Annotated in this window: 15 protein-coding genes; 8 read left to right on the top strand and 7 right to left on the bottom strand. The window is 72.7% G+C overall.

All coding sequences use genetic code 11. The annotated features are described in order from the left end of the window. Nucleotides 1–107 precede the first annotated feature (107 nt). Nucleotides 108–533 (top strand): VOC family protein, encoded by a 426-nt coding sequence (locus tag ACWEK3_RS20500; RefSeq protein WP_453250265.1) that lies wholly within the window; start codon nucleotides 108–110, stop codon nucleotides 531–533. Between the two features lie 19 nt (nucleotides 534–552). Here the strand turns inward: ACWEK3_RS20500 and ACWEK3_RS20495 are convergent, their stop codons facing one another. From ACWEK3_RS20495 to ACWEK3_RS20485, 3 genes are all read right to left on the bottom strand, one after another. Continuing rightward, the gene (locus tag ACWEK3_RS20495) at nucleotides 553–1,194 is read right to left on the bottom strand and encodes a GNAT family N-acetyltransferase (protein ID WP_453250263.1); all 642 of its coding nucleotides are present in this window, start codon (nucleotides 1,192–1,194) and stop codon (nucleotides 553–555) included. Nucleotides 1,195–1,368: 174 nt separating this feature from the next. Further along, on the bottom strand, nucleotides 1,369–2,544 hold the full coding sequence (locus ACWEK3_RS20490; protein ID WP_450543801.1) for a family 2 encapsulin nanocompartment cargo protein polyprenyl transferase: 1,176 nt from the start codon (nucleotides 2,542–2,544) through the stop codon (nucleotides 1,369–1,371). A gap of 126 nt (nucleotides 2,545–2,670) precedes the next feature. After that, a complete protein-coding gene (locus ACWEK3_RS20485) occupies nucleotides 2,671–4,077 on the bottom strand; it encodes a family 2B encapsulin nanocompartment shell protein (protein WP_361414525.1) in 1,407 nt (468 codons plus the stop codon). Between the two features lie 222 nt (nucleotides 4,078–4,299). Between ACWEK3_RS20485 and ACWEK3_RS20480 the strand changes: the two genes are divergently transcribed. Beyond that, a complete protein-coding gene (locus tag ACWEK3_RS20480; protein ID WP_453250262.1) occupies nucleotides 4,300–5,217 on the top strand; it encodes a 1-aminocyclopropane-1-carboxylate deaminase/D-cysteine desulfhydrase in 918 nt (305 codons plus the stop codon). 235 nt (nucleotides 5,218–5,452) lie between these two features. On the opposite strand, the gene ACWEK3_RS20475 is transcribed toward ACWEK3_RS20480, so the two are convergent. After that, nucleotides 5,453–7,048: a Na+/H+ antiporter gene (locus ACWEK3_RS20475; protein ID WP_453250261.1), complete on the bottom strand. Its 1,596-nt coding sequence runs from the start codon at nucleotides 7,046–7,048 to the stop codon at nucleotides 5,453–5,455. Nucleotides 7,049–7,125: 77 nt separating this feature from the next. Here ACWEK3_RS20475 and ACWEK3_RS20470 point away from each other — a divergent pair, with 77 nt between their 5' ends. From ACWEK3_RS20470 to ACWEK3_RS20460, 3 genes are all read left to right on the top strand, one after another. Then, the gene (locus tag ACWEK3_RS20470) at nucleotides 7,126–7,386 is read left to right on the top strand and encodes a UBP-type zinc finger domain-containing protein (RefSeq protein WP_365434137.1); all 261 of its coding nucleotides are present in this window, start codon (nucleotides 7,126–7,128) and stop codon (nucleotides 7,384–7,386) included. Between the two features lie 249 nt (nucleotides 7,387–7,635). Further along, the gene (locus ACWEK3_RS20465; RefSeq protein ID WP_361414517.1) at nucleotides 7,636–8,052 is read left to right on the top strand and encodes an ATP-binding protein; all 417 of its coding nucleotides are present in this window, start codon (nucleotides 7,636–7,638) and stop codon (nucleotides 8,050–8,052) included. After that, complete coding sequence (locus ACWEK3_RS20460) at nucleotides 8,049–9,206, top strand: RNA polymerase sigma factor SigF (RefSeq protein ID WP_453250260.1); 1,158 nt, start codon at nucleotides 8,049–8,051, stop codon at nucleotides 9,204–9,206. Before ACWEK3_RS20465 ends, ACWEK3_RS20460 begins: the two co-directional genes overlap by 4 nt. 59 nt (nucleotides 9,207–9,265) lie before the next feature. Here ACWEK3_RS20460 and ACWEK3_RS20455 read toward each other — a convergent pair whose 3' ends face one another. Beyond that, nucleotides 9,266–9,742: a hypothetical protein gene (locus ACWEK3_RS20455; protein ID WP_384426229.1), complete on the bottom strand. Its 477-nt coding sequence runs from the start codon at nucleotides 9,740–9,742 to the stop codon at nucleotides 9,266–9,268. Between the two features lie 116 nt (nucleotides 9,743–9,858). Between ACWEK3_RS20455 and ACWEK3_RS20450 the strand changes: the two genes are divergently transcribed. Next, the gene (locus tag ACWEK3_RS20450) at nucleotides 9,859–10,827 is read left to right on the top strand and encodes a diacylglycerol/lipid kinase family protein (RefSeq protein ID WP_450543790.1); all 969 of its coding nucleotides are present in this window, start codon (nucleotides 9,859–9,861) and stop codon (nucleotides 10,825–10,827) included. Nucleotides 10,828–11,143: 316 nt separating this feature from the next. Next, nucleotides 11,144–11,401 (top strand): WhiB family transcriptional regulator, encoded by a 258-nt coding sequence (locus ACWEK3_RS20445; RefSeq protein WP_016639615.1) that lies wholly within the window; start codon nucleotides 11,144–11,146, stop codon nucleotides 11,399–11,401. Between the two features lie 183 nt (nucleotides 11,402–11,584). Here the strand turns inward: ACWEK3_RS20445 and ACWEK3_RS20440 are convergent, their stop codons facing one another. Beyond that, nucleotides 11,585–13,051: a sensor histidine kinase gene (locus tag ACWEK3_RS20440; protein WP_450543807.1), complete on the bottom strand. Its 1,467-nt coding sequence runs from the start codon at nucleotides 13,049–13,051 to the stop codon at nucleotides 11,585–11,587. Nucleotides 13,052–13,746: 695 nt separating this feature from the next. Here ACWEK3_RS20440 and nagB point away from each other — a divergent pair. Then, the gene (gene nagB / locus ACWEK3_RS20435) at nucleotides 13,747–14,532 is read left to right on the top strand and encodes a glucosamine-6-phosphate deaminase (protein ID WP_450543788.1); all 786 of its coding nucleotides are present in this window, start codon (nucleotides 13,747–13,749) and stop codon (nucleotides 14,530–14,532) included. A gap of 923 nt (nucleotides 14,533–15,455) precedes the next feature. Here nagB and ACWEK3_RS20430 read toward each other — a convergent pair. After that, nucleotides 15,456–16,946, bottom strand: a complete 1,491-nt coding sequence (locus ACWEK3_RS20430) for a glycoside hydrolase family 3 protein (protein ID WP_450543786.1) — start codon at nucleotides 16,944–16,946, stop codon at nucleotides 15,456–15,458. Nucleotides 16,947–16,955: the final 9 nt, after the last annotated feature.

The raw sequence follows: 16,955 nt of genomic DNA, 5'->3' as shown, positions 1-16,955 counted from the left end.
GCCTTGCGATGCTCCCCCACAGCCTGAACGGCGTGGGAGGTACCCCCAGCACCGGACGCCGCGAGCTTCCCGGCAAACCTTTCCGGCCACAGCACCAGCGTGAGGGCGTGGACCTCAAACTGCGCCAGTGCTTCATCGCCGTCGACGACCACGACAAGGCGCTCACCTTGTACCGCGACGTGCTGGGGCTGGAAGTCCGCAACGACGTCGGTTTCGAGGGGATGCGGTGGGTCACCGTGGGGTCGCCGCTGCAACCGGACGTGGAGATCGTCCTGGAGCCGCCCGCGGCGAACCCGGACGCCTCCCCCGCCGACCGGGAGGCCATGGCCCGGCTGCTGGCCAAGGGCATGCTGCGCGGGGTCATCTTCACCACCGCCGACTGCGACGCCCTCTTCGCCCGCGTCCAGGAGTACGGCGCCGATGTCGTCCAGGAGCCGACGGACCAGCCGTACGGGGTGCGCGACTGCGCCTTCCGCGATCCGGCCCGGAACATGCTGCGCTTCCTGGAGCGGTCGCAGGACGAGCGGTCCTGAGCCCGGCGGGTCCGCGGGGTCAGGACCTGTCCCGGCCGGTGTCGGGTTCGCGCCACATCGGCCACATCCGGGGGCCGTCCGGGATGTCCAGGGTGCGGTCGGCGTAGGTGAAGCCCAGACGTTCGTAGAGCTTCGTGCTGCGCTCGCTGCTGGCCTCCAGATAGGCGGGCAGGCCCTCGCGGTCGCAGCGGTCGAGGACGTGCTGGACGAGTGCGCTGCCCAGGCCCTCCCCCTGGCGGGCCGGTGCGACGCCGATCATCCACAGGTACTCGTGGGCGCGGTCCGCCGGGTGCGACTCGGCCATCAGCCGGGCGATCTCCTCGACCCGCGCGTTCGCCGGGTCGACGCTCTCGCGCAGCCGCACGGCGTCGTCGGCCTCGTCCCCGCCGTCCCCGCCGTCCCCGCCGTCCGGACCGTCGCCGTCGGCCGCCGGCATCGACAGCCACAGCGCGCACGCCGTGCCGTCCTCGGTCACGTCGATCCGGCCCTCGGCGAGCACGATGTCGGTGAAGGCAGCCATCAGCCGGTGGTGGGTCGTCCGGCGGTACTCCCGCTCCGGGAAGACCCAGCCGCTGACCGGGTCGTCCTGGAAGGCCTCGTCCAGCAGCCGCACGACCAGTTCCCGGTCGTCTTCCCCCGCTGCCCGGATCCCCACGCCCATCTTCCGCCCTCTCATGTCAAGTGCCGCTCGGAATACGGGAGTTGAGCCTAAGCGAAAGAGGCGGTCCCCGCACGCCGTGGGGCAGTGCGGGGCCCGCCGCACCGGAGCGCCGGCGGCCGTACAGGGTCAGGAGCCGTACGGAGCCGGCGGCTCCGGGGTCTTCCCCGGGCCGGGTCAGCTGGTGCGTCTGGTCACGAACTCGGCCAGGGCCAGCAGGCCGCCCGCGTTCGCCGGATCCGGTACGGCGCGGGCCAGGTCGTCCACGGCCCGCGCCATCCGGTCGGCCGCCTGGGCCTGCGCCCAGTCCCGGCCGCCGGCCCGCTCCACCACCAGCGTCATACGCTCCTCCTCCCCCTGCTGGTGAGGCCGGGCGTACAGCTCGGCCAGTTCGGCCGCGGCCGGGGTGCCGGAGGTCAGCGCGGCGACCACCGGCAGGGACTTCTTGCGGGCGGCGAGGTCGGCTCCGGCCGGTTTCCCGGTGCGGGCCGGATCGCCCCATATGCCGATCACGTCGTCGATCAGCTGGAAGGCGAGCCCCGCCTGCCGGCCGAACGCGTCCAGCGCCCCGACCTCCTCCTCACGCGCTCCCGCGTACAGGGCCCCCACGGCGCAGGCGCAGCCGAGCAGCGCGCCCGTCTTGGCCTCGGCCATGGCGAGCACCTCGGCGAGCGTGACCTCGCCGGGGGCGCGCCGTTCCAGGGCGGTGTCCTCCCGCTGGCCCTCGCACAGTTCGACGACGCAGGCCGCGAGCCGGGCGGCGGCGGCCGGTGACGCCGGATGCGGGTTCTCGGCGAGCAGCCCCAGGGCCAGCGCCTGGAGCGCGTCTCCGGCGAGGATCGCGTCGTTCTCGCCGAACACCGTCCACGCCGTGGGCCGGTGCCGTCGGGTGGCGTCCCGGTCCATCACGTCGTCGTGCAGCAACGTGAAGTTGTGGACCAGCTCCACCGCCGCCGCGGCCCGCGCCGCCACCGCCCGCGCGGGCGGCCCGCCGAGCGCGGTGGCCGCCGTGAGGACCAGTGCCGGACGGATGGCCTTGCCCCCGTTGCCCGCGGCCGGGCTGCCGTCCGCGTGCTCCCAGCCGAAGTGGTAGCGCGCGATGCGGCGCATCGCGGCGGGCAGGGAGGCGACGGCCGCCCGCAGTTCGGGATCGACCGACGCCCGGGACCGTTCGAGGATCACTGCCGCGTCGTGCCCGTCATGCCCGTCGAAAGCCGCCGGTCCGCCCGTGCCGCCGCCGGCGGCGGGCCGGGGAAGGGTCTCGGCGGAGCCGGGTCCCGTCGGCCACTTGGCCCCGGCGGGGCGGGGCACGCCGGTCGGGCGCCGCGTCGTCTCCGTCATGAACTCAACCATCCGATCCACATCCGATCCCCCGCGAAGAGACCGCGGACGGCGGCGCTTCCGCAGCCGGAACTGGGCGCGTACCCCCCGGGTGTACCCGGCCCGGTGGGCCGGGACACCGGGAGCCGGCGCGCGTGCTCAGCGCCAACGGCCGACCTCGATGTTCTCCAGGACGCCCAGCGCGTCCGGCACCAGCACCGCCGCCGAGTAGTAGGCCGTCACCAGGTACTTGATGACCGCCTGCTCGTTGATGCCCATGAACCGCACGGACAGGCTCGGCTCGATCTCGTCGGGGATGCCCTTCGCGCGCAGCCCGATGACACCCTGGTCGTCCTCGCCGGTCCGCAGGGCGATGATCGAGCTGGTCCGCGCCTCGGTGACCGGGATCTTGTTGCACGGGAAGATCGGCACACCGCGCCAGGTGGGGATGCGGTTGCCGCCCATGTCGATGGTCTCCGGGACCAGGCCCCGCTTGTTCAGCTCGCGGCCGAACGCGGCGATCGCGCGCGGATGGGCGAGGAACAGCTTGGTACCGCGCCGCCGGCTGAGCAGCTCGTCCATGTCGTCGGGGCTCGGCACGCCGTCGTGCGGGTGGATCCGCTGGTCGTACTCGCAGTTGTGGAGCAGGCCGAAGTCGCGGTTGTTGATCAGCTCGTGCTCCTGGCGCTCCTTCAACGCCTCGACGGTCAGCCGGAGTTGCTGCTCCGTCTGGTTCATCGGCTGGTTGTAGAGGTCGGCCACGCGCGAGTGCATGCGCAGAACGGTCTGCGCGATGCTCAGTTCGTACTCGCGGGGGCTGGCCTCGTAGTCGACGAAGGTGTGCGGGATGTCCGGCTCACCGCTGTGTCCGGCGGCGAGTTCGACCGCCTTCTCCCCGTACTTGTTGGCGCCCTGCTCGGGGATCGAGACCTGCTGCCGGAGGTGGGTGCGCAGCGATTCGGCGCGGTCGGCGACCTGTTCGAAGTCGTGGCGGGACAGCACGAGGACGGTGCACGCGGTGTCCGCGCGGGCCGTGTACTCCCAGATGGCGTCCGGGTCGAGGAGCGACTGCTCACCGAAGTACGCGCCGTTGGCGAGGACGCCGAGGACCTGGTCGTCGCCGTAGGGGCCGGTGCCGACCTTCTGGACCCTGCCGTGCGCCAGCAGGTACACCTCCTCGGTCTGGTTGCCGAAGGAGGCGATCACCTGGCCCGCCTCGATCTCGCGCTGGCGGCAGCGCCGGGCGAGCTCCGAGAGCACGTCGTCGTCCTCGTAGCCCCGCAGCGCCGGCAGTTCGCCGAGTTCGGCCGGGATGACCTCGACGCGGTCGCCGGTCTTCACGAAGGTGATGCGGCCGTCGCCGACGGCGTAGGTGAGCCGCCGGTTCACCCGGTACGTGCCGCCCTGCACGTCGACCCAGGGCAGCATGCGCAGCAGCCAGCGCGAGCTGATCTCCTGCATCTGGGGAACGGACTTGGTGGTGGTGGCCAGGTTCCGCGCGGCCGCGGTGCCGAGACTCTGCTGCGGCCGGTCCTGCTCCGTGCGGACCTCTTCGCCTACCGACATAGAGAATTGCCTTCCCGCTCATGCCCGGCGCGCTCGGCGCCGTGCATCGATTTGCGTGCGCCAGCCTTCCATCACGGAGCGTGGTCGTGCTATTACCCGAAAGAGCGGGAATGGATCACCGTCGCCCCGGGCAGAAATGGCGGATCCCCCTTCCGTGACCAGCGGATTCGCGGCAGCTCGGCGGCCGTGCCACCGTCCGGGCCGGGCGGGGACAATGGCCGGGTGACCAGCTCCGCCGCCCCCGGCCTCGCCGCGCTGTCCCCCCGGCTGCCCTCGCCCCTCCAGGAGGTCGCCGACGACCGCTTCTCCCGTCACGGCCTGCGGCTGCTCCTCAAGCGCGACGACCTGATCCACCCGGAGCTGACCGGCAACAAGTGGCGCAAACTCGCCCCGAACCTGCGGGCCGCGGCCGGCCGGACGGTCGTGACCTTCGGCGGCGCCTACTCCAACCACCTGCGTGCGACGGCCGCCGCGGGCCGTCTGCTGGGCCTGCCGACGGTCGGCGTGGTCCGCGGCCAGGAGCTGGCCGGGCGCCCGCTGAACCCCTCCCTGGCGCGTTGCGTGGCCGACGGGATGCGGCTGCACTTCGCCGACCGGTCGACGTACCGCCGCAAGGCCGAGCCCGAGACGCTGGCGGCCCTGCTGCGCGCCGCGGGTGCCGAGGAGGCCCATGTGGTCCCCGAAGGCGGCAGCAACGCCCTGGCGGTACGCGGCTGCCGGGCCCTGGGCGAGGAACTGGGCGAGCAGGCGGACGTCGTCGCCCTGGCCTGCGGCACCGGCGGCACACTGGCCGGCCTTGCCGCCGGGCTCGCGCCCGGCCGGCGCGCCCTGGGCATACCGGTCCTCAGGGGCGGCTTCCTGGCGGCGGACATCGAGGCCCTCCAGGAGCGGGCCTTCGGCGCCCGGCGCGGCACGTGGTCGCTCGACGAGCGCTTCCACTGCGGCGGCTACGCCCGTGTCCCGGCCGAACTCGACGCCTTCGCCGAGGACTTCACCGCCCGGCACGGCGTCCCCGTCGAGCGCCTCTACGTCGCCAAGCTGCTGTACGGCTTGGTCACCCTGGCCGGCGAGGGCGCCTTCCCGCACGGGACGACGATCGCCGCGGTCGTCACGGGCAGGCCTTTCCCGGCGCCCGCCTGAGCCGCCCGTCGACCGGACGCCGCTACCCGGCCGTCACACTCGCACCCGTCCGAACCACCCCGCCATCACGCCGCACCCGGCACCCGCCTGAGCCGCCCGGGACCCTCACGCCCCGACCCGGCACCCGGACGCCACGACGCGGCCCCCGGGAGGCCCCGCCCGGCCCCTCGCCACACCACCCGGCCCGGCATCCGGACGCCCCCACGCGGCCCCCTCGGAGGCCCCGCCCGCCTCCTCACGCCGCTTCCCGGTAGGCGGCCGCCTCCTCCAGGTCCAGCCTGCGCAGCAGGGTGCGCAGCATCTCGTCGTCGATGTAGCGGCCGTCCCGCAGGCGTACGAAGACCGCGCGTTCGGCGCTGATCACGTCCCTGGACAGCCGGCGGTAGGTGTCGTCGACCGACTCGCCGGTGACCGGGTTGACCTGGCCGAGCCGCTCCCAGACGGAGTTGCGGCGGCGCTCCAGGACCGCGCGGAGCCGGTCGGCGAGCGGCGGGGGCAGGGCGTTGCGCTCGTCGGCCAGGAGTTCGTCCAGGCGCCGCTCGGCGGCCAGGGACGCCTGCGCCTGCGCGTTCGCCTCGGCCAGGGTCTCCGCCCGTACGTCGCGGCCGGGGAACTTCAGCACGCGGATCAGCGGCGGCAGCGTCAGTCCCTGCACCACCAGGGTCCCGATGACCGTCGTGAAGGTCAGGAAGAGCAGCAGGTTGCGCTTCGGGAAGGGTGCGCCGTCGTGCAGCGTGACCGGGATCGAGAAGGCGATGGCCAGGGACACCACGCCCCGCATCCCGGCCCACGCGGTGACCATCGCGCCCCTCCAGGTGGGGTTCTCCTCGCGCTCCCGTACGCGCCGGGACAGCAGCCGGGGAAGGAACGCCGCCGGGTACACCCACACGAACCGGGTGGCGACGACCACCAGGAAGACGGCGACCGCGTACCAGGCGGCCTCGGGCCCGGAGTACGCCCCGAGGCCCTTGAGGACGACCGGCAGCTGAAGTCCGATGAGGGCGAACACCGACGACTCCAGGACGAAGGCCACCATCCGCCACACCGCGTCCTCCTGGAGCCGGGTGGCGAAGTCGACCTCCCACGCGCGGTGGCCGAGGTAGAGGGCGACGGTGACGACGGCCAGGACGCCGGAGGCGTGCACCTGCTCGGCGACGCCGTACGCGACGAACGGGATCAGCAGGGAGAGCGTGTTCTGCAGCAGCGCCTCCTTCAGGTGGGTGCGCAGCCAGTGCAGCGGCGCCATCAGCACCAGCCCGATCCCGACGCCGCCGATCGCGGCGACCAGGAACTCGCTCACGCCGCCCGCCCAGGTCGCGCCCTCGCCGACCGCCGCGGCCAGCGCCACCCGGTAGGCGGTGATCGCGGTGGCGTCGTTGAGCAGGGACTCGCCCTGGAGGATCGTGGTGATCCGCGAGGGCAGCCCGACCCTGCGGGCCACCGCCGTCGCCGCGACCGCGTCCGGCGGCGCCACCACCGCGCCCAGCACCAGCGCCGCGGTCAGCGGCAGTCCCGGCACCAGCAGGTACACGGCCCAGCCGACCACGAAGGTCGCGAACAGCACGTACCCGACGGAGAGCAGCGCCACGGGCCGCAGTTGCGCACGCAGGTCGAGGTAGGAGCTGTCGATGGCGGAGGTGTACAACAGCGGCGGCAGCAGCAGGGGCAGGACCACGCCGGGGTCGAGGGCGTAGGCGGGGACGCCGGGGACGTAGGCGACCGCCAGTCCGACCGCGACCAGCAGCAGGGGCGCCGGCACGGGGGTGCGCCGGGCGGCCCCGGCCACCGCGGCGCTGCCCGCCACCAGGAACAGCAGCGGCACTACGTCCATGCTCCTCGCCCACCCATCGTTCGTCGCCCGTCCGCTTTCCGCGCGGTCACCCGCACGCCCGTCGTAATCTGGCAATCATGAAACAGTGCACGCACGCCGGCACGCTGCCGCATCCGGAGCCCGAGCCCGAGAGCGACACGTGTCCGGAGTGCCTGGCGGACGGCACGCATCCGGTGCAGTTGCGGCTGTGCCTGTCCTGTGGCCACGTCGGATGCTGCGACTCCTCGCCGGGACAGCATGCGACCAAGCATCACAAGGACACCGGACACCCGGTGATGCGGACCTTCGAGCCCGGCGAGGACTGGCGCTGGTGCTTCGTGGACCACGTGCTGGTGTGACCGAAATCGGGGACGGTTCGACCGTCTGACGTGTGGGTACGTCAACCCGGCGCCCGCCGTTCCCATTTGGGCCCGCAGAACCCCTAGCCACGGAGCGTATCCGTAGCTTTACTATGAGTGACAGCATGGGGTTGGGGCTCCGGGACAGAAAGGCCGGGCGCGCGGTAGCGTCACCGCTGAACCATGTATCGCGTTGTCCCGGGGGATGCCCCCGGCCCTGAGAGAGCTTGTACCACCTTGGAGGTGAGGGTGTCCCAGATCGCAGGCGAGCCCGTGGCGAACCAGGACTTCGTGGAGGTCCGGCTGCCGGCTGCGGGTGCCTACCTGTCGGTGCTGCGGACGGCCACGGCCGGTCTCGCGGCCCGTTTGGACTTCACCCTCGACGAGATCGAGGACCTGCGCATCGCGGTGGACGAGGCCTGCGCGATCCTGCTCCAGCAGGCCGTGCCCGGCTCGGTGCTCAGTTGTGTCTTCCGGCTGGTCGACGACTCGCTCGAGGTCACCGTCTCGGCCCCGACGACGGACGGTCACGCGCCTTCGCGGGACACGTTCGCCTGGACCGTCCTGTCCGCTCTCGCGGGCAAGGTCTCCTCCGCCGTGGACGACGACAAGACCGTGTCGATCAGCCTCTACAAACAGCGCGGCGCGGGACCCGGGCCGGCGTGAGGAACGGGGACGGGCCGGTGCGGGACGAAGAGCGCGGCACACGGGAGATGCGGGCCGAGGGCGGGACTCCCGCACGCGCGGACGGGGCCGGAGCCCCGGGCGGGGCCGCCCGGGGCGGTCCGGCCGCGGCCCGGCGCGCGGCGGACGGTATCGACGGCATCCCCGAGCAGGCCAGGCCGCACCCGGAGGACGAGCCGCTGGTCGCCGGCCACGACGGTCCTCCCCCTCACGGGGACTCCCCCCGTTCGAGCGAAGGCGAGAACAGCGAGAACGGCGAGGGCTCGGGGAAGGAGGCCAGGGCTCGGGGAAGGGCAGCGGGCGGGACGATGAGCGAGCACGAGCGAGACTCCGAGGCCGGGTCGCGGGCCGCACCGATCGTGCACAACGCGCGACACGACCCTCAGGACCGCAGTGGCGCGCGTGCCATGTTCGTCGAACTGCGCTCCCTGAAGGAGGGCAGCGCGCAGTACGCCGAGCTGCGCAACCAGCTGGTCCGCATGCACCTGCCGCTCGTCGAGCACCTCGCGCGCCGCTTCCGCAACCGCGGCGAGCCGCTGGACGACCTCACGCAGGTCGCCACCATCGGCCTGATCAAGTCGGTCGACCGCTTCGACCCGGACCGCGGCGTGGAGTTCTCCACGTACGCGACCCCGACGGTCGTCGGCGAGATCAAGCGGCACTTCCGGGACAAGGGCTGGGCGGTGCGTGTGCCGCGCCGGCTCCAGGAGCTGCGCCTGGCTCTGACCACCGCGACGGCCGAGCTGTCCCAGCTGCACGGCCGCTCCCCGACGGTGCACGAACTCGCCGAGAAGCTCGCCATCTCCGAGGAGGAGGTCCTGGAGGGCCTGGAGTCGGCCAACGCCTACTCCACGCTGTCCCTGGACGTGCCCGACACGGACGACGAGTCCCCGGCGGTCGCGGACACCCTGGGCGCCGAGGACGAGGCGCTGGAGGGCGTGGAGTACCGCGAGTCGCTCAAGCCGCTGCTGGAGGATCTCCCGCCGCGCGAGAAGCGGATCCTGCTGCTGCGCTTCTTCGGCAACATGACCCAGTCGCAGATCGCGCAGGAGGTCGGCATCTCGCAGATGCACGTCTCCCGGCTGCTGGCCCGCACACTGGCCCAGCTGCGGGAGAAGCTCCTGGTGGAGGAGTAGCGGAAGGGCCGCGAGGACCGCGGGGACCGGAACGGCCGGGGCGGGGGCCGGCCGCGGGGCTATCGCTGCCCGGTCTCCCCGGCCCGGCCCGGGCCCTTGATGCCGAGGGCCTGCGTCGTCTCCGGGTTCACGAGCAGCACCAGCGACGCCACGGCCACCACGGCGAGCGCGATGCCGGCCGGGATGGCCACGCCGTCGGCCCGCAGCAGGGTGTAGGCGACGGGCAGCGCCATGATCTGGGTGATGACCGCCGGTCCCCGGCTCCAGCTGCGGCGCAGCAGCAGTCCGCGGGCGGCGAGCAGCGGCAGCAGCGCGAGCACGATCACCGTGATGCCGCCGGTGACGCCGGTCTGCCGGTCGCCCTCGTGGCCGCTGATGCCCGCGACGAGCATCCAGATCCCGCCGGCCACCAGTACGAGCCCTTCCAGGGCGGCCAGCGCCGCCGCGTACGTCAGCCGCCGCGGGCGCGGACCCGCTGTGTCCGGGGCGTCCGTGCCGTCCGTGGTCCTGGGGGTGGGGTTGCGGTCACTGCTCACCCCAGCAGCGTAGCCCTCGCGGCACGGACCACCGTGTGCCGGCTCACGCCCCGATCTCTTACCCAGTCCCTACCTCGGGGTGGGACGGGTACTGTCCGGTAGGTACGCTGCACCTCATGCGTGCACTACTCGTGGTCAATCCGGCGGCAACCACCACAAGCGCACGTACGCGCGACGTCCTGATCCACGCGCTCGCCAGCGAGATGAAGCTGGACGCGGTCACCACCCAGTACCGCGGCCACGCCCGCGACCTCGGCCGGCAGGCCGCGGACAGCGACGACATCGACCTGGTGGTGGCCCTCGGCGGCGACGGCACGGTCAACGAGGTCGTCAACGGCCTGCTGCACCGCGGCCCGGACCCCGAGCGCCTGCCGCGCCTGGCGGTGGTGCCCGGCGGTTCCACCAACGTCTTCGCCCGCGCCCTGGGCCTGCCCAACGACGCCGTGGAGGCCACCGGCGCGATCCTGGACGCCCTGCGCCGGGGCGGCGAGCGCACGGTCGGCCTGGGGCTGGCCTCGGGCACGCCCGGTACCCACGACGCGGCGGTGCCGGAGCGCTGGTTCACCTTCAACGCCGGGCTCGGCTTCGACGCCGGCGTGGTCGGCCGCGTGGAGCAGCAGCGCGAGCGCGGCAAGAAGTCCACGCACGCCCTGTACGTACGGCAGGTGGTCCGCCAGTTCCTCGGGGAGCAGAGCCGCCGGCACGGGACGATCACCCTGGAGCGGCCCGGGGAGGACCCGCTCACCGAGCTGGTGGTGACGATAGTGTCGAACACCTCGCCGTGGACGTATCTCGGCAATCGCCCGATGTACACGTCGCCTAAGGCCTCGTTCGATACCGGGCTCGACGTGCTCGGTCTCAGCCGTCTGTCCACCGCCGCGGTTGCCCGGTATGCCACCCAGTTGCTCACTTCGTCCCCCGACCGCGGCCCCCATGGCAGGCATGCGGCCTCCCTGCACGATCTGAGCCGCTTCACCTTGCATTCGAAGGTGCCGCTCCCCCTCCAGATGGACGGTGACCACCTGGGGCTGCGTAGAAGCGTGACGTTCACAGGCGTACGCCGTGCACTGCGTGTGATTGTGTGAGTAGAAGGGCCCAAAGTCCTTTCACTCGAACGTTTAGGCCAGGATCCACCCCATGGAAGTACGGCTGTGACCTAGTCGACACCGAGGAATCAAAAAAAACTTTCCGGAAGGGGTTGTATCCGCCGCTGAGGTTTGCGAGTCTCTACGTGGCGATCGGGACGGCCCACCACACGGGCCCCAGAGATCACCGGAACCCCTCTCCAAATCACAGGACCACGCCAGGGAACCTGGCAGTCGGCCCTTCCCTTGTTGAGGGATTCGTGAAAGCGTTCACATTCACAAGCAACAGCACGTCACACCAAGAGAGGTAGCAGCCATGGACTGGCGTCACAACGCCGTTTGCCGCGAGGAAGACCCCGAGCTGTTCTTCCCCATCGGCAACACCGGTCCTGCGCTGCTGCAGATCGAGGAAGCCAAGGCCGTCTGCCGTCGCTGCCCGGTTATGGAGCAGTGCCTGCAGTGGGCGCTCGAGTCCGGTCAGGACTCCGGCGTCTGGGGTGGTCTCAGCGAGGACGAGCGCCGCGCGATGAAGCGCCGCGCCGCCCGCAACCGGGCTCGTCAGGCCTCCGCCTGACCACAGCCACCCCGCTGACAGCCTGAGCTTGGCGGCGCGTACAGCGAGTACGCATCTCCCGCCCCCGAGCCGCAGCGCGCAGTACCCCCGATGCGCACACAAGCCGCAACGAGCGACTGGCCTCGGACCGATTTCGGTCCGAGGCTCTTTGCTGTGCGGGGTCCGATGCTGTTGCCGTGCGGGCTACTTGTGCGCTTGCACGGGAATGTCGAGGACCACCCGGGTGCCGCGCTCCGGGGCCGGCACCATGTCGAAGGTGCCGCCCAACTCTCCCTCGACCAGGGTCCGTACGATCTGGAGGCCGAGGTTGCCGGAGCTGTGCGGGTCGAAGCCGTCGGGCAGACCCACGCCGTCGTCCTGGACGGTGACGAGCAGTCGGGCCTCGCGCGAGGTGCCGCCGCGGACCGCGGAGACCTCCACCGTCCCCGTATCGCCCTCGCCGAAGCCGTGTTCCAGGGCGTTCTGCAGAACCTCGGTCAGCACCATCGACAGCGGGGTGGCGACCTCGGCGTCCAGGATCCCGAAGCGGCCGCTGCGCCGCCCGGTCACCTTGCCCGGCGAGATCTCGGCGACCATCGCCAGCACCCGGTCGGCGATCTCGTCGAACTCCACGCGCTCGTCCAGGTTCTGGGACAGCGTCTCGTGCACGATGGCGATCGACCCGACCCGGCGGACCGCCTCCTCCAGGGCCTCCCGGCCGCGTGCGGACTCGATACGCCGAGCCTGGAGCCTGAGCAGGGCCGCCACCGTCTGGAGGTTGTTCTTGACCCGGTGGTGGATCTCCCGGATCGTCGCGTCCTTGGTGATCAACTCCCGCTCGCGTCGGCGCAGTTCGGTCACGTCCCGGAGCAGCACCAGCGAACCTATGCGGGTGCCCTTGGGCTTGAGCGGGATCGCCCGGAACTGGATCACCCCGTCGTGGGCCTCGATCTCGAACTCCCGGGGCGCCCAGCCGCTGGCCAGCTTCACCAGCGCCTCGTCCACCGGGGCCCGGGAGGGGGCGAGTTCGGCGGTGGTTTCACCCAGGTGGTGGCCGACGAGGTCGGCGGCGAGGCCGAGGCGGTGATAGGCGGAGAGCGCGTTGGGCGAGGCGTACTGGACGATGCCGTCCGCGTCCAGCCGGATCAGGCCGTCGCCGACGCGCGGCGAGGCGTCCATGTCGATCTGCTGGTCCGGGAACGGGAACGAACCCGCCGCGATCATCTGCGCCAGGTCCGAGGCGCTCTGCAGATACGTCAGCTCCAGCCGGCTCGGGGTGCGCACGGTCAGCAGGTTGGTGTTGCGCGCGATGACGCCGAGGACGCGCCCCTCCCGCCGCACCGGGATGGACTCGACGCGGACCGGGACCTCCTCGCGCCACTCGGGGTCGCCCTCCCGCACGATCCGGCCCTCGTCGAGCGCGGCGTCCAGCATCGGGCGGCGGCCGCGCGGGACGAGGTGGCCGACCATGTCGTTCTGGTAGGAGGTGGGTCCGGTGTTGGGCCGCATCTGGGCGACCGAGACGTACCGGGTGCCATCCAGGGTGGGGACCCACAGGACCAGGTCGGCGAAGGAGAGGTCGGAGAGCAGCTGCCACTCCGAGACCAGCATGTGCAGCCACTCGAGATCGGAGTCGTCGAGCGCGGTGTGCTGGCGTACGAGTTCGTTCATGGAGGGCACGTCTGCGAGCGTACCCGGGCGTTTGTACGGTCCTGAAATAAGCGCAGGCGCCGGGCCCCGGAGACACCCGCGGGCCGCGGCGCCTGAGAGGGACCCTCAACCCTCCCGGCACCGCAGCCCGGAGCAGTATCGGCCGCGGGCGTGCGGTCCCGGTCGGCCGAAGGATGAGGAACCGGGGCAGTCAGGGCAGAGAGCTCCGGATCCTCGGTCCGCCTTCCTGTGCGGGGAAGACGGAGGCTCGTGCGTTCACCTGTCGTACGCGGGCGGTGCCGCGCGCGCTCTTCTAGACGTCTCCCAGCATTCTGGACTAGACCACTTGCCCTGTCCATGTGCGGGACGGCGGTTGTTGTGTTTTCTTCACCGAACGACCGGTCGGGACGGAGCCGGGCCGACCTGCCGACCGGATCTCCCAGCACGCTCCCCGCAGCCTAGCCCGCCCGGCTCGGCGGCGGGGCCGGATGGCGCGGTGGATTTCCGTGACCGCCTCGACTTCCCCGGCTCACGCCGTCGCACGCCGGTCGCGATCCGCCCCGGGCGGCCGTCCCCGCCGCCTCGGGCACGCGGGCGGAGGAGCACGGCACGGACGGGCTCGACTCTGTTAGATTGGGCTTGGATTGGTCTAAACCACACGACCCCCGTTGTCGGGTCCGTCCCCTTCAGATCCTCCTCAGATCGGCAGGCCCAGCGTGGAAGTTGTCATCGTTCCGGATGCCAGAGCGGGCGGCGAACTCATCGCCGAGGCGATGGCGGGGCTGCTCCGGCGCAAGCCCGACGCCCTGCTCGGCGTGGCCACGGGCTCCACTCCCCTGCCCGTGTACGAGGCGCTGGCGGCCAAGGTGCGCTCCGGCGCCGCGGACATCTCGCGGGCGCGGATCGCCCAGCTCGACGAGTACGTGGGGCTGCCCGCCGACCACCCCGAGTCCTACCGCTCGGTGCTGCGCCGGGAGGTGCTGGAGCCCCTCGGCATCGGGATGGACGCCTTCCTCGGGCCCGACGGCACCGCCGAGGACGTCCTGTCGGCCTGCGCGGCCTACGACCGGGCCCTGGCCGAGGCCGGCGGTGTCGACCTGCAGCTGCTCGGGATCGGGACCGACGGGCACATCGGGTTCAACGAGCCGTGCTCGTCGCTCGCCTCGCGCACCCGGATCAAGACCCTGACCGAGCAGACCCGCGCCGACAACGCGCGCTTCTTCGACGGCGACGTCGACCAGGTGCCGCACCACGTCATCACGCAGGGCATCGGGACGATCCTGGAGGCGCGGCACCTGGTGCTGCTGGCCACGGGCGAGGGCAAGGCGGACGCGGTCGCGGCGACCGTCGAGGGCCCGCTGGCCGCCGTCTGCCCCGCCTCGGCCCTTCAGCTCCACCCGCACGCGACGGTCGTCGTCGACGAGGCCGCCGCGTCCAAGCTGAAGCTCGCCGACTACTTCCGCCACACGTACACCAACAAGCCTGACTGGCAGGGCATTTAGCCACTCGTATGGTTCTGGGCACGCAGACGCCGACCACCCCGCAGGGGGCGGCCGGCGTCGCCGCGTCGACAGCCGTAAGGCGTGGCCGGGGCGGCCTCACACGCATGGTGCCACCACGGCGGCGGGCATGGCGGGGTCACAACCGCGGCGGCGGGCAGTCCCAAGGCACGGGTGCGCCGGGCGACCGTCCCGCCGGCTCCGCCCAGAGGGGAGTGGCATCTGCCCCCGATCGACCGGGTGGCTGATGCCTGGGACCGGGCCCGCGAGGCCTTTCGCAGGGCCCGGAGCGGGGCAGTACTTCTCCCTGGCGACGCGGACGGTCGCGGCCCGGGATCAGGTCGGTGCGGTGGCCCGCAGGGCCGGGAGCGGGGAGGTGTTCTCTTCCGGCTGACCTGAGCAGTGGCAGCCTGGCACCCGTTCCGCGAGGCCTTTCGCAGGGCCGGGAGCCCGGCGTGCTGGCCGACCCGCGTCGGGATTCCTCCCCGGCCGACCCGGGCGTGCCGGCTCAGACTTCCGTGGCGAGATGGGGGCGGGGCGGCGCCAGCCCCGCTCGGCGCCCGGGCCCAGTCCCAGGCAGTAGCCGCCCGGTCGGCCGGGGCGAACGTCCCGCCCGGGCCCCGGGGGGCCACCATGCGGCGCCCACCCGGGCTCGCCGGGGCCAAAACCACCCCGCTCCCCACTCCGCGTAACGCCTCCCGGGCCGGGCCCAGGCAGCGTCCGCTCGGGTCCGCCCGGAGGAACACCTCCCGGCTCCCGGTCCTGCGGAAGGCCTCGCGGACCGGGTCCGCAGGGGCCAGTACCGCCCCCGCTCCTGGCCCACTGGGGCGCCGCTGTCTGCTGTGTGTCACCGGTGGTGCGCCGGGAGGTCACGGACCCGGGCGGTCGAGTGGCCGACAGCGGTGGTGCGGGCGCCGGCAGGCGGTTCACTCGCCCGTGATGGCCTCCGCCGCTGCTCGGCCGCAGACGCGGGCCGCGCCGTGGGTGGCGATGTGGAGGGCGCCTCGTGGGGGCGCCTGGGGGACACCCATCTCGACGATCACCGTGTCGGGGCGGGCCGCGAGCAGGGTGTCCAGGGCGGCCGCCATCCAGGGGTGGCGGTGCTCGTCGCGGACGACGGCCACCACCCGCCGGGTGCCGGCCTCCTGAAGGGCCGCGCGGCCCGCGTCCTCGCCGGCGAAGCTGCCCGTCCGGGTGCCCGGCAGGAGGCGGCAGAGCTCGGCGGCCACGCCCCACGGGGTCTCGTCGCCGACGGCGATGTTGGCGACGGGGGTGAGGGCGGCGACGTAGGGCGGATCCGTGAGCGGGGTGAAGTCCTCCGCGGCGGTGACGCGCAGCGCGCGCCGGGCCGCCCGCAGCCCGACCACCGGGTCGGCGTCGCCGCGCGTCCCGGCAGAGCCCGCGGCCGCGACGGTCCAGCGGGCGAGGGCGCGGACCCGGTCGGCCGCGTCCGCCAGCCGCTCCTCGGGCAGTTCGCCGGAGCGGACCGCGGCGACCAGGGCGTCGCGCAGACCGGTCACGGTCTCCTCGTCGGCCAGTCCGCCGCCCACGCAGATCGCGTCGGCCCCGGCGGCGATGGCCAGGACGCTGCCGCGCCGGAGGCCGTAGTTGTCCGCGATGGCCCGCATCTCCATGCCGTCGGTGACGATCAGGCCCTCGTAGCCGAGTTCGCCGCGCAGGAGGTCGGTCAGCACCCGGCGGGACAACGTTGCCGGAAGGTCGGGGTCCATGGCCGGCACCAGGATGTGGGCGCTCATCACGGCCTTGCTGCCGGCGGCGATCGCCGCGCGGAACGGGGCCAGTTCGCGTTCCTGGAGCACCTCGGCACCCACGTCGATGCGGGGCATCGCGTGGTGGGAGTCCACGGCGGTGTCGCCGTGCCCGGGGAAGTGCTTGGTGCAGGCGGCGACCCCCGCGGACTGGAGGCCGGTGACGTAGGCGGCGGTGTGCCGGGCGACCAGGTCGGTGGCGGCCCCGAAGGACCGTACGCCGATGACCGGGTTGCCGGGGTTGGAGTTGACGTCCGCGGAGGGCGCCCAGTTGAAGTTCACTCCGCAGTCGGCCAGCCGCCTGCCGAGTTCGCGCGCGACGGCCTGGGTCAGTTCCACGTCGTCCACCGCGCCCAGCGCGTGGTTGCCGGGGAAGCTGGAGCCGGTGCGGACCTCCAGACGGGTGACGTCGCCGCCCTCCTCGTCGATGGCGACCAGAACGTCCTCGCGTTCGGCGCGCAACTGGGCGGTCAGGGCGGCCAGCTGTTCGGGCGAGGCGATGTTCCGGCCGAACAGGCCGACCGAGGACAGGCCCTCGCCGAGGCGCCGGAGCAGCCAGTCGGGGGCCGTGGTCCCGGTGAAGCCGGGCTGGAGGACGGTCAGCGCGTCGCGGGTGAGTGTGTCGGTGCCGCTGGCGATTGTCGTCATCGGGTGGCG

Source organism: Streptomyces sp. NPDC004721, assembly GCF_053601495.1.
This window is presented reverse-complemented; position numbering and strand designations above follow the sequence as displayed.